Annotated in this window: 11 protein-coding genes; 7 read left to right on the forward strand and 4 right to left on the reverse strand. The window is 73.1% G+C overall.

Annotated elements, in window-relative coordinates; translation table 11 throughout:
• On the forward strand, nucleotides 1-549 hold the full coding sequence (locus tag AC2H4J_RS14665) for an N-acetyltransferase family protein (RefSeq protein WP_487465607.1): 549 nt from the start codon (nucleotides 1-3) through the stop codon (nucleotides 547-549).
• Here AC2H4J_RS14665 and AC2H4J_RS14670 read toward each other — a convergent pair.
• The 4 genes from AC2H4J_RS14670 to AC2H4J_RS14685 are packed head-to-tail and all read right to left on the reverse strand — an operon-like array spanning nucleotide 538 to nucleotide 4,266.
• Nucleotides 538-957, reverse strand: coding sequence for a nuclear transport factor 2 family protein (locus tag AC2H4J_RS14670; protein WP_487465608.1), 420 nt, complete (start codon nucleotides 955-957; stop codon nucleotides 538-540). The two genes, AC2H4J_RS14665 and AC2H4J_RS14670, sit on opposite strands and share 12 nt — an antisense overlap.
• Nucleotides 958-1,017: 60 nt before the next feature.
• Nucleotides 1,018-2,655, reverse strand: coding sequence for an ABC-F family ATP-binding cassette domain-containing protein (locus AC2H4J_RS14675; protein WP_487465609.1), 1,638 nt, complete (start codon nucleotides 2,653-2,655; stop codon nucleotides 1,018-1,020).
• Nucleotides 2,656-2,692: 37 nt separating this feature from the next.
• Nucleotides 2,693-3,787, reverse strand: a complete 1,095-nt coding sequence (locus tag AC2H4J_RS14680) for an adenylate/guanylate cyclase domain-containing protein (protein WP_487465610.1) — start codon at nucleotides 3,785-3,787, stop codon at nucleotides 2,693-2,695.
• Nucleotides 3,788-3,801: 14 nt separating this feature from the next.
• Nucleotides 3,802-4,266 (reverse strand): universal stress protein, encoded by a 465-nt coding sequence (locus AC2H4J_RS14685; protein ID WP_487465611.1) that lies wholly within the window; start codon nucleotides 4,264-4,266, stop codon nucleotides 3,802-3,804.
• A gap of 90 nt (nucleotides 4,267-4,356) precedes the next feature.
• On the opposite strand from AC2H4J_RS14685, the gene AC2H4J_RS14690 reads away from it, so the two are divergent.
• The 6 genes from AC2H4J_RS14690 to AC2H4J_RS14715 all read left to right on the forward strand — a co-directional run bounded on the left by AC2H4J_RS14690 (nucleotide 4,357) and on the right by AC2H4J_RS14715 (nucleotide 12,516).
• Entirely contained in the window at nucleotides 4,357-5,565 is a 1,209-nt protein-coding gene (locus AC2H4J_RS14690; protein WP_487465612.1) for an MFS transporter, read from the forward strand.
• A 131-nt stretch (nucleotides 5,566-5,696) separates the two neighbouring features.
• Nucleotides 5,697-6,626: an ABC transporter ATP-binding protein gene (locus AC2H4J_RS14695; RefSeq protein WP_487465613.1), complete on the forward strand. Its 930-nt coding sequence runs from the start codon at nucleotides 5,697-5,699 to the stop codon at nucleotides 6,624-6,626.
• Nucleotides 6,623-7,387 carry an ABC transporter permease gene (locus AC2H4J_RS14700; protein ID WP_487465614.1) on the forward strand — a complete coding sequence of 255 codons (765 nt, stop codon included), beginning with the start codon at nucleotides 6,623-6,625 and terminating at the stop codon, nucleotides 7,385-7,387. The genes AC2H4J_RS14695 and AC2H4J_RS14700 overlap by 4 nt, the downstream gene beginning before the upstream one ends.
• Before the next feature lie 133 nt (nucleotides 7,388-7,520).
• Entirely contained in the window at nucleotides 7,521-8,330 is an 810-nt protein-coding gene (locus tag AC2H4J_RS14705) for an ankyrin repeat domain-containing protein (protein ID WP_487465615.1), read from the forward strand.
• A 207-nt stretch (nucleotides 8,331-8,537) separates the two neighbouring features.
• Complete coding sequence (locus AC2H4J_RS14710; protein ID WP_487465616.1) at nucleotides 8,538-12,314, forward strand: multifunctional oxoglutarate decarboxylase/oxoglutarate dehydrogenase thiamine pyrophosphate-binding subunit/dihydrolipoyllysine-residue succinyltransferase subunit; 3,777 nt, start codon at nucleotides 8,538-8,540, stop codon at nucleotides 12,312-12,314.
• 10 nt (nucleotides 12,315-12,324) lie between these two features.
• Nucleotides 12,325-12,516 carry a DUF6104 family protein gene (locus AC2H4J_RS14715; protein ID WP_487465617.1) on the forward strand — a complete coding sequence of 64 codons (192 nt, stop codon included), beginning with the start codon at nucleotides 12,325-12,327 and terminating at the stop codon, nucleotides 12,514-12,516.
• Nucleotides 12,517-12,533: the final 17 nt, after the last annotated feature.

The following is a 12,533-nucleotide window of genomic DNA, read 5'->3' on the forward strand; positions in this document are numbered from 1 at the left end:
ATGGCCGTCGTCCCCCTCGGCCCCGAGCGCTGCGACGCGCTGCTGAAGTTCTTCGCCGCCCTGCCCGAGGGCGACCTGACGTTCATCCAGGAAGAAGTCACCGACCCGGAAACCGTGCGGTCGTGGGCGTCGGCTCCCGGAGCCGGCGGCCGCTGGGTGGCGGTGGACGCCGGCGACGAGGTGACCGGCTATGTCGCCGTCCGGCCATTGCCCGGTTGGTCGGACCACGTCGGCGAGATCCGGCTGGTGGTCGACCCGACGCATCGAGGCGAGGGGCTGGGTCGCGAGCTGGCGCGGCGGGCGGTGGCCGAGGGGGTCGGGGCGGGCCTCACCAAGCTGGTCGTGGAGGTCGTCGCGGAACAGGGTGCGGCGCTGGCGCTGTTCACCGAGCTCGGCTTCACCGGCGAGGCGCTGCTGGTCGACCACATCCGCGACCGCAACGGCGAGCTGCGCGACCTGATGGTGCTCGCCCACCACGTGCGCCACACCTGGGCCGGCATGGACGCCGTCGGGGTGGAGGACGAGCTCGCCCAGGGATCAGCCCGGTAGCAGGAGGGCATCCCGGTAGCCGTCGCCGTGCCGGTGGACGATCTTCCAGTCCCCGTCCTCCCGTCGGAACACGGTCGTGACCCGCAGCGCATAGCTGGTGGGCGCCCCGCCGCGCCGGGAAGCCGTCGAGTGCTCGATGGCGACCACGTGTCCGAGGTCACCGTCGACGCCGGCTGCCAGGACCTCGTTCTCGAAGGCCTCGCTGCCCGAGAAGCTCGCGGCCAGCCCGGTGAAGGCCGGCTCGAGCTGCTCCCATCCGCGTCGGCTCATCTCCGCGCCGAACAGCGTGACGGGCTCGGTGTGTGACCAGACCGCGAGACGCGTCTCCGCTGTGCCGGAGTGCAGGCCCACGACCTCGTCGCGCATCAGCGGCAGGACGGTGGAGAGGAAATCACCGACGTCGTCCACGGTCGCCTCCAGGGGTGCGCGAGGCGCATCGTCGTACCTCGGCCTGCCGACGACAAGGACTCAGCGCTCGGTGACCCGCCCCGCGACGACCTCGAGCCGGCGGTTCGTCTGCACCGACTCGAGCATCCGCCGGTCGTGGGTGACCAGCAGCAGCGTGCCGGTGTAGGCGGCCAGCGCCTCCTCCAGCTGCTCGATGGCGGGCAGGTCCAGGTGGTTGGTCGGCTCGTCGAGCACGAGGACGTTGATCCCCCGCGCCTGCAGCAGCGCGAGCGCCGCCCGGGTGCGCTCCCCCGGTGACAGCGTCTCGGCCGGGCGGAGGACATGGTCGGCGGCCAGCCCGAACTTGGCCAGCAGGGTGCGCACCTCCGACGTCGGCCAGTCGGGGAGCTCGGCGGAGAAGGCGTCGATCAGCTGCTCGCTGCCGAAGAAGATCCCCCGCACCTGGTCGATCTCGCCGATCAGGACCGCGGGTCCCAGCGACGCCGTCCCCTCGTCCAGGGGCACCCGGCCCAGCAGCGCCGCGAGCAGGGTCGACTTGCCCGAGCCGTTCGCCCCCGTGATGGCCACCCGGTCGCCCCAGTCCACCTGCAGGTCGACCGGGCCGAGGGTGAACCCTCCGCGGCGCACGACCGCGCCCCGCAGGGTGGCGACCACGGCACCCGCGCGCGGAGCCGTGGCGATCTCCAGCCGCAGCTCCCACTCCTTGCGCGGCTCCTCCACCACCTCGAGCCGCTCGATCCGCCGGTCGGTCTGCTTCGCCTTGGCCGCCTGCTTCTCCGAGGACGCCCGGTTCTTGGCCTTGATGTGCTTGTCGCCGTCCTTGGACTTCTTGATCGAGTCACGGACGCCCTTGGCCATCCAGTTGCGCTGCATGCGGGCACGCGCCTCCAGGCCGGCCTTGGTCTCGGCGTACTCGTCGTACTCCTCGCGGGCGTGCCGCCGGGCGACGTCGCGCTCGACCAGGTAGGCGTCGTAGCCGCCGTCGTGCACCCGCACCAGCTGCTGGGCGAGGTCGAGCTCGACGACCCGCGTGACCGTGCGGGCGAGGAACTCCCGGTCGTGGCTGACGACGACGATGCCGGCCCGCGTCCCCTCGACGAACCGCTCGAGCTGGTCGAGCCCGGCGAGGTCGAGGTCGTTGGTCGGCTCGTCCAGCAGCAGGACGTCGTACCGGGACAGCAGCAGCGCGGCCAGACCGACCCGGGCGGCCTGGCCGCCGGACAGCGAGGTCATCAGCGCGTCCAGCGCCACACCCGGCGCGACCTCGGCGACCACCGCGTCGGCGCGCTCGTCGAGGTCGGCGCCGCCGAGGGCGAGCCAGTGCTCGAGCGCATCACCGTAGCGGTGGTCGGCGCCGTCGACGCCGGCGGTCAGCTCCTCGGTGGCGGCGTCCATGGCCGCCGCGGCCGCGGTCACCCCGGTGCGCCGGCCGAGCGTCGCGAGCACCGTCTCCCCCGCCCGCCGTTCGTGCTCCTGCGGCAGGTAGCCCAGGGTGGCCGACGGGGGGCTGACCACGACGGTGCCGGACTCCGCGGGCAGGTCGCCCGCGAGGGTCCGGAGCAGCGTGGACTTGCCGGCGCCGTTGACACCGACCAGTCCGACGACGTCGCCGGGGGCCACGACCAGGTCGAGGCCGGAGAAGAGCACGCGGGCGCCGTGACCGGCCGCCAGTCCGCGTGCGACGAGGGTGGCGCTCACCCGTCGCAGGGTGCCATGCAGGTGTCAGGAGCCCGCGTCAGGACCCGTCGTCGTCCTCGGCCCGGTCGTCCGCCGGCCGGTCGAGGACGTCGTCGGTGAGCTCGTCGAGCATGCCCTCGAACGGGTTGTCGTCGTCGCCGTGCGGACGGCGGCGGACCAGCCACGGCTGCAGGTGGTCGTACCCGCGGACCGACACCCGCTTCAGCGGCCGCACGCGGTAGGCGGGATCGCCGCGCAACTGCTGGGCCAGTTCCCGGTCGACGAGCACCGTCGACGGGCGACCGAGGGAGGTCAGCCGGCTGGCGAGGTTGACCACCGGCGAGTAGACGTCGCCGAGCCGCGTGAGCACCGGTCCGTATGCGGCGCCCGTGCGCAGCGGGGGCCGGTCCTCCGCAGCCCATACCTCGGGCAGTTCCAGCCCGATCTCGACGGCGGCGACGCCTGTGCCCGCGGTGAACAGCACGCCGTCACCCACGGTCTTCACCACCCGCCCGGAGTGCCGGGCGATCACCTCGGCAGCGGTGCTCTCGAAATCCTCGATCATGGCCCCGAGCTCGCGGCCGCCCATGCCACGGCTCCGAGACGTGTAGCCCACGAGGTCGACGAACCCGACCGCCAGTTCCCGGCGGTCGCCCGGTCCGACAGCCGCCAACAACCGGTCGACGTTGGCCGCCAGGTGCCGGCGCCAGACGTAGTTCTGCACGTCGCGCAGCCGCGGCAGCAGGGCCCGTGCGGTGGCGACCGCCTCGTCGGCGGAGATCGCGAGACCCCGGTCCGGCCCGGCGTCCCGCGTCAAGGCGTCGGCGAGCATGTCGGTCTGCCAGTCGGCCAGCCGTGACAGCGACTGCCCCATCGCCCGGGCGATGGACGCTTCGGTCTCCGGCCCGACGAAGCCCGAGTCGATGAGCGTCGAGAGCACGTGCAGCGCGTTCACGTCGGCGTCGGTGAACGCGGGGTCGTCGTCCGCGGCGTCCGGAAAACCCAGCGCGTGCCAGAGCCGCAGCGTCCGCTCCGGGGCCATCCCGGCCATCTCGGCGACCTGCCGCCGGGTGTAGCGCCGGGGGCCGTCGAGCAGCAGCCGGTCGATCGCCTCACGGGCGTCCTCGACCGGGCCCTCGGCGGGCTCCTCCATGCCGTCCGTCGGCCTCAGCCCGTGGTGTGCACGACGAGCACGTCGCACTGCGACCGGCGGGTCGCGTCGGCCGGCACGGAGCCGAGCAGCCGGCCCTTGATCCCGGCCAGGCCCCGGTTGCCCACGACCAGCAGGTCGGCGCTCTCGCGGCGGACGACGTCGAGCAGCGCCTCGACCGGCGATCCCTCCACCGCGACGGTCTTGACGTCCTTCGCACCGGCCTTGGCCGCCCGCTCCTGCGCCGTCCGCACCGTGTCCTCGGCGGGGTGGGAGCCGACCACCTGGTAGGCGTCCTCCCCGAGCGCGTCCTGCGCCCGGGCGGTCTCCCGGTCGTCGGAGTCGGCGGGCAGGTAGGCGCAGGCGATGACCAGCGTCGCGCCGGTGGCTCCGGCGAGGGCTCCGGCGCGGGCGACCGCGCGCAGGGAAGAATCGGACCCGTCCGTGCCGACGACGATCGTTGCGTAGGCGCTCTCGCTCACGCTCGGCACTCTATGTGACCAGGTGTCAGGGGTCACCCCGAGATCACGAAGGCGTGAGCCCTGCGATCCCACACGGAAGGAGCGCGCCGCGTGCCCCCGACCAGCACGGTTCCGTCGATCCCGCAGCTGCGCCGGGCCCGGGCGGCGGTCGGCGCCTGCTTCTTCGTCAACGCGGTGCTCTACGCGAACCTGGTCCCCCGCTTCCCCGAGCTGAAGGCCGACCTCGGCCTGAGCAACTCCTCCCTGGGCGCCGCGCTCGCCGCGCTCCCCCTCGGCGCGCTGCTCGCCGGGCTGTCCTCCGCGCCGCTGATCCGCCGGTTCGGGTCGGCGCGGGTCGCCTCCGCGGGCCTCACCCTGCTCGCGGTCGCCGTGTGGGCGGCCGCCGCGGCGCCGAACTGGCCGGCCCTCGCCGGCGCCCTCCTGCTCGCCGGCGCCCTGGACGCCGTCGTCGACGTCGCCCAGAACGCGCACGGCCTGCGCGTCCAGCGCGCGTACGGCCGGTCGATCCTCAACGCCTTCCACGGCGTCTGGAGCATCGGCGCGGTCACCGGGGGCGTCCTCGGGTCGGTCGCGGCCGGCCTCGACGTCCCGCTCCCCCTGCACCTCGGGATCATCGCCGTCCTCTTCGGGATCCCGGCGCTGTTCGGGGCCCGCGTCCTGCTCCCCGGACCCGACGACGCCCACCGGGAGGACCCCGCCGCAGCCGGCCGGGGTGCGGCCGCGCCCCGCTCGCTGCGGCGCACGGCGTTCCTCGGCATGGCGGCGCTCGGCGTGCTCGCGATCTGCGGGGCGTTCGTCGAGGACGCCGGCAGCTCGTGGAGCGCCCTCTACCTCCGCGACGAACTGGCAGCGGGAGCGGCCACGGCCGGGCTCGGCTTCGTCGCGCTGTCGGCGGCCATGACCCTCGGCCGGCTCACCGGCGACCGCGCCGTCGACCGGTTCGGACAGCGCCGGGTGGTTTGCGCCGGCGGGGCGCTCACGGCGGCCGGCATGGGCCTGGCTCTCGCCCTGCCCTCGATCCCCACCACCGTGCTCGGGTTCGCCCTCGCCGGCCTCGGCGTGGCGACCCTGGTGCCGGCGGTCTACCACGCCGCGGACGAACTGCCGGGCCTGCGACGGGGACTCGGCCTGGCCGTCGTCAACTGGCTGCTGCGGATCGGCTTCCTGGTCTCGCCACCGCTGGTCGGCGTCCTGGCGGACGCGTTCAGCCTGCGCGTGGCGCTCCTGACCGTGGTGGTGGCCGGTCTCGGCGCGCTCGTGCTCGGCCGGTTCCTGCGCCCGACCGTCGCGCCCGCCTGACTCGCCCGGAGCGCGGAGGTTCCCGACTCTGGATCCGAGTGCGCTTGGATGGGAACGACGACCCGATGCCACCCCGAGGAGTTCTCATCCCCACGGCCAGTACCGCCCCAGCCGGGCCCGTCCGCCTCGAGGTGCGCGGACTGTCCAAGTCCTTCGGTCCCGTGCACGCCGTCTCCGACCTGACCTTCGAGGTCGAGCCCGGCTCGGTCACCGGCTTCCTCGGCCCGAACGGCGCGGGGAAGACGACGACCCTGCGCATGGTCCTGGGCCTGATGATCCCGGACGCCGGGACGGCGACGTTCAACGGCACGCCCTACGGAGCGCTGCCCGCCCCGCTGCGCACGGTCGGCGCGGTCCTGGAGACGGCGTTCCACCCCGCCCGCTCGGGCCGCAACCACCTGCGCGTGTACTGCCGGGCGGCGGGACTCCCCCTCTCGCGGGCCGACGAGGTCCTCGTGCAGGTCGGCCTCGCCGATGCGGGAGGCCGCCGCGCCGGCGGCTACTCGCTCGGGATGCGCCAGCGACTCGCGCTGGCCACCGCGCTGCTGGGCGATCCGTCCGTGCTGGTCCTCGACGAGCCGGCCAACGGCCTGGACCCCGAGGGGATCCAGTGGCTGCGCGGATTCCTCCGCCATCTGGCCCACGAGCAGGGCCGGACCATCCTGGTGTCCAGCCATCTGCTGTCGGAGGTGGAGCAGACCGTCGACCGGGTGGTCATCGTGGGCGCCGGCCGGCTGGTGCGCGAAGGCTCCATGGAACAGCTCCGCTCGGGCGCCGACGGAGCGGGCTCGGTCCTGGTCCGCGGCCCGGAGATGGGCCGCCTCGCCGAGGTGCTCAGCGCCGCGGGCAGCAGCGTCTCGCAGGAGGACGGCACCCTGACGGTCACGGGCAGCACCCCCGCCGACATCGGTCACCGCGCCTTCGCCGCCGGGATCGAGCTGCACGAGCTGCGCTCGCACACCAGCGGTCTGGAGGAGATCTACTTCCAGCTCACCAGCGGCCAGGAGCAGTTCGCCGCTCCCTCGCCCGGCACCCCCGTCGCCCAGGAGGGCACCCGATGATCCGGCTCGTGCGCGCTGAATGGACGAAGTTGTTCACGACGCGGGTCTGGATCGGGCTGCTGCTCGGCGCCTGCCTCATGGTGGCCGGCTTCTCGGCGCTGATCGTGGGGTTCGCCGGGCAGAGCCAGAACGGGCAGCCCGGGCTGCCGCCGGTCGGGAACCCGCAGTTCGAACAGGTCGCGCTGTCCCAGGCCACCGGCGCCTCCGTGCTCTTCCTGATCCTCGGCATCATCGGGATGACGCAGGAGTACCGGCACCGCACCGCCACCCCGACGTTCCTGACCGAACCGCGGCGGTGGCGCGTGGTGGCCGCGAAACTGGCTGCCTACGCCCTGGTGGCGGTTCCCTTCGCCGTCCTGGTCGTGGCGGTCAACGTCCTGGTGGTGACCGTCTACGCGGGCGCCCGCGGTGCCGCACCGTCGATCAGCGGCGACAACCTCAGGGTGGTCCTGACGTCGGGTCTCGCCCTGGTGATCTACGCGCTGATCGGCGTCGGGATCGGTGCGCTGGTCAAGAACCAGGTCGGCGCCATCGTCGGGGGCCTGGTCTACCTGTTCGTCATCGAGCCCGTGGTCCGGTCGATCCCCGCGACCTCGGGCGCCTACCGGTGGATGCCGGGCGGTGGCCAGGAGGCGATGACCGCGACGTTCCAGGGCCCGGAGCTGCTCTCGGCCTGGCAGGGCGGTCTGCTGCTGGTCGGTTACGGCCTGCTGGCGGCGCTGCTCGGCACGCTGATCGCCGTCCGACGCGACATCGTCTGACGGGGGACTCCGCCCGCGGCCCGGTGCCCGGGAACCGGCGGGAGCGTGCAAGGGTCGGCGACGAGCGGTCACCCGCTCGCAAGCCCGGCGGCGCGCTTCCCGAGGCCGCCTCGCACTCCGGACAGGAGCCCGCGTGACCACTCGCATGACCGTGCAGCGCCTGGCCAGGCTGATCGCCGAGGGCGACCTCGACGGCGTCCGGACGGCGGTGCAGTCGTCGCCGGCCCTGCTCGAGCGGACCGTCGAGCGGGACGGTCAGGCCGGCTGGACGCCGCTGCACCTCGCGGTGGCCGAGGGCCGGCCGGACGTCGTCCGTGAGCTCGTGGACGCCGGGGCGGACCTCACCGCCCGCACCGAGTTCAACCGGACGCCGCTGCACGTCGCCCTGCAGCAGCGCCCCGACCTCGTCCCGTTGCTGCGCGCGCTCGGCGCGGCCGTGGACGCCCCCAGCGCCGCCTACCTGGGGGACGTCGACGAGCTCGACCGCCACCTCGCCGACGGCTCGAGTCCGGGCGACCGGACCAGCGGGGTGGACCTGCTGTCCTGGGCCGCCTTCGGGGGTGCCGCGGCCACCGCCGAGCTGCTGCTCGACCGCGGCGCCGATCCCGACACCGGTGCGCTGCACTTCGCCGCGGGTGGCGCCCGGCTGGAGCTGGTCCGCCTGCTGCTGTCGGCGGGCGCCGACGCCAACCGGCGCGATCCGGCGACCGGCCGCACGCCGCTGCACGCCGCGGTGGGCGCAGCACCGGCGGACGACGCGCCCGAGATCGTCCGCGTGCTGATCGCTGCCGGCGCCGACGTGAACGCGACGACGCACGAGGGGGCGACCGCCCTGGACATGAGCCACGTGGCGGCCGCCCGGCACCGCCGGAACGACGCGGGCCGAGCCACCGGCAACGACGCACTGGCCGAGCTGCTCGTCGCCCACGGGGCGCGCGAGTAGCACCCCGGGGAATGCCGAACCCCACCCGCGTGCGCCTCGCCACAGACCGTCCGTCCGGCGGCACCGGCGTAGACTCGGCACTTGGGCCGAACCAGTCGGCACGGCCCAGCCACACGGCCTACCTGCAGGCACCCACCGACGAAGAAGGCACTCCACCCCGTGTCAAGCGCGAGCTCCTCCCGGCCATCCACCGCGTCCTCGTCCCCCGTGGCGGGATTCGGCACCAACGAGTGGCTGGTCGAGGAGATGTACCAGCAGTACCTCGCCGACCCGTCGACCGTGGACCAGGCCTGGCACGACTTCTTCGCCGACTACCGCCCGGGCAGCCCCGTGGGCGGCGCCGACCGCCAGGAGTCGGCCACCACGGGCAACGGCGCCCCCCAGAAGGCGGCTCCCCAGAAGGCGGCTCCCCAGAAGGCGGCTCCCCAGACGGCGGCTTCCCAGACGGCGGCTCCCCAGAAGGCAGCACCCCAGAAGCCGGCACCGCAGCAGACCGCGCCCCAGCAGGCTGCGCCCCAGCAGGCTGCGCCCGTCGCTGCGCCGCAGCCGGCCCCGACGGCCCCGGCCGCGACGTCGACCCCTGCGGCGAAGCCTGCCGCCAAGCCCGCGACGCCCGTGGCCGCCGGTTCGCAGTCCCCGTTGCGCGGGGCGGCTGCCGCCGTCGTCAAGAACATGAACGTCTCGCTCACGGTCCCGACCGCGACGAGCGTGCGCGCCGTGCCGGCCAAGCTGATGGCCGACAACCGCATCGTGATCAACAACCACCTGGCGCGCTCGCGCGGCGGCAAGGTGTCGTTCACCCACCTGATCGGCTACGCGCTGGTCCGGGCGCTCGACGACTTCCCGAACATGAACAACGCCTATGCCGAGGTCGACGGCAAGCCGGTGCTGGTGCAGCCGGAGCACGTCAACTTCGGGCTGGCGATCGACCTGCCCAAGCCCGACGGCTCGCGGTCGCTGGTCGTGGCCTCGATCAAGCAGGCCGAGACGCTGGACTTCGCCGGGTTCTGGGCCGCCTACGAGGACGTCATCCGCCGGGCGCGTCAGAACAAGCTGACCATGGACGACTTCACCGGGACGACGATCAGCCTGACGAACCCGGGCACGCTCGGCACCAACCACTCGGTGCCGCGACTGACCGCCGGGCAGGGCGCGATCATCGGCGTGGGCGCGATGGAGTACCCGGCCGAGTTCCAGGGGATGAACCCCGACGCGCTCACCGAGATGGCCGTCTCCAAGATCATCACGCTGACCTCGACCTACGACCACCGGATCATCCAGGGCGCGGAGTCCGGCGACTTCCTGCGCCGGCTGCACGGCCTGCTGCTGGGCGAGGACGGCTTCTACGACCAGGTCTTCCGGGCGCTGCGCATCCCCTACGAGCCCGTGCGCTGGATGCCGGACGTGCGGATCACGCGCGAGGGGCAGATCGACAAGGAAGCCCGGGTCATCGAGGTCATCGAGTCCTACCGGCGCAACGGCCACCTCATGGCCGACACCGACCCGCTGGAGTTCAAGGTCCGCACCCACCCCGACCTCGACATCCTCGAGCACGGGCTGACCCTGTGGGACCTCGACCGCCGCTTCCCGGTCGGCGGCTTCGCGGGCGAGCGGCTGATGCCGCTGCGCGACATCCTGGGCGTCCTGCGCAACTCCTACTGCCGCACCGTCGGCGTGGAGTACATGCACATCACCGACCCCGAGGAGCGCGAGTGGCTCCAGCAGCGGGTCGAGGTCAAGCACGAGCAGCCCGAGCGCGAGAAGCAGAAGCACGTGCTGGGCCGGCTCAACGCCGCCGAGGCGTTCGAGACCTTCCTGCAGACCAAGTACGTCGGCCAGAAGCGGTTCTCGCTCGAGGGCGGCGAGTCGGTCATCCCGATCCTGGACGAGGTGCTGATCGCCGGCACCGACCACGGCCTGGACGAGGTCGCGATCGGCATGGCGCACCGCGGCCGGCTCAACGTGCTCGCGAACGTGCTGGGCAAGAGCTACGCGAAGATCTTCGGCGAGTTCGAGGGCAACATGGACCCGGGCAGCGTCCAGGGGTCCGGCGACGTGAAGTACCACCTCGGCGCCACCGGGAAGTTCCGCAACCCGTTCCGTCCCGAGGCGGAGATCGCCGTCTCCCTGGCCAGCAACCCCAGCCACCTCGAGACGGTCAACCCGGTGCTCGAGGGCATCGTGCGCGCCAAGCAGGACATGATCGACAAGGGCGAGCAGGGCTTCACCGTCCTGCCGGTGCTGCTGCACGGCGACTCGGCCTTCGCCGGCCAGGGCGTCGTCGCCGAGACCCTGAACCTCTCGCAACTGCGCGGCTACCGCACCGGCGGCACCGTGCACGTCGTCATCAACAACCAGGTCGGCTTCACCACCAGCCCGACGGCCGCCCGCTCGAGCCTCTACTCGACCGACGTCGCCCGCATGGTCAACGCCCCGATCTTCCACGTGAACGGCGACGACCCCGAGGCCTGCGTCCGGGTGGCGCGGCTGGCCGTCGAGTACCGGCAGGCGTTCAAGAAGGACGTCGTCATCGACCTGGTCTGCTACCGCCGTCGCGGCCACAACGAGGGCGACGACCCGTCGATGACCCAGCCGCTGATGTACGACATCATCGACCGCAAGCGCTCGGTCCGGAAGCTGTACACCGAGGCGCTGGTCGGCCGTGGCGACATCACGCTGCAGGAGGCCGAGGAGGCGCTCAAGGACTACCGCGGTCAGCTCGAGCGGGCCTTCGCCGAGACCCACGACTCGCAGGAGACCTCCAAGCCGCGCCCGGCGATGGACCCGCGGACGCCGCAGGAGGCCGCCGTCGCGACGGCGATCACGCCGGAGATCCTCAAGGCGATCGGCGACGCGCACGTCTCGTTCCCGCCGGACTTCACCCCGCACCCCAAGCTGCAGAAGATGCTCGAGCGGCGCGCGGCGATGGCCAGCGAGGGCGGCATCGACTGGGCGATGGGCGAGCTGCTCGCCTTCGGGTCGCTGCTCATGCAGGGCGTCACGGTGCGGCTGGCCGGGCAGGACTCCCGTCGCGGCACGTTCGTGCAGCGCCACTCGGTGCTGATCGACCGGGAGACCGCCGGCGAGTACACGCCGCTGGCCCACCTGAGCGAGGACCAGGCGAAGTTCTTCGTCTACGACTCGCTGCTCAGCGAGTACGCCGCGCTCGGGTTCGAGTACGGCTACTCGGTGGCGAACCCGAACGCCCTCGTGCTGTGGGAGGCGCAGTTCGGCGACTTCGTCGACGGCGCGCAGATGGTCATCGACGAGTTCATCAGCTCCGGCGAGGCCAAGTGGGGCCAGCGCTCGGGCGTGGTCATGCTGCTGCCGCACGGCCTCGAGGGCCAGGGACCCGACCACTCCAGCGGCCGGATCGAGCGGTTCCTGCAGCTGTCGGCGGAGAACAACATGACCGTCGCCAACTGCTCCACCCCCGCGAACTACTTCCACCTGCTCCGCCGCCAGGCGCTGTCGGACGTGCACCGGCCGCTGGTCGTGTTCACCCCGAAGTCGCTGCTGCGGGCCAAGGCCGCGGTGAGCGCGGTCGCCGACTTCACCGAGGAGACCTTCCGGCCCGTGCTGCCGGACACGGGTGTCGGCGGGGAGCCGCTGGACGACGCCGCGGTGCGCCGGGTGCTGCTCTGCTCCGGCAAGGTCGCCTACGACCTGATGGCGCATCGCGAGTCCGAGGGCACCGCCGACGTCGCCGTCGTCCGCGTGGAGCAGCTCTACCCGCTGCCTGCGGAGCAGATCCGCGAGCAGCTGGAGCGCTACCCCAACGCCACGGACGTCGTGTGGGTCCAGGAGGAGCCGATGAACATGGGCGCCTGGCAGTTCATGGCGGTCAACCTCCCGGATGAGCTGCCCGAGGGCCGCACCTTCCGCCGGGTCAGCCGCAAGGCGTCGGCCAGTCCGGCCGTCGGCTCGGCGAAGGTGCACGAGGTCGAGCAGCGTCAGCTGATCGCCGAAGCCTTCGCCGGCTGAGGCGCCGGCCGTGTACTTCACCGACCGCGGTCTCGAGGAGCTGGCCGACCGGCGGGGCGAGGAGCAGGTCACGCTCGCCTGGCTGGCCGACCAGCTGCAGGCGTTCGTCGACCAGTTCCCCGACTTCGAGGTTCCGGTCGAGCGGCTGGCCACCTGGCTGGCCCGGGGCGGCGCGGACCCGGACGCCGACCTCGACGACTGAGGCGCGCCTCCCGCTCC

This window comes from Blastococcus sp. OS1-29 (assembly GCF_057628075.1).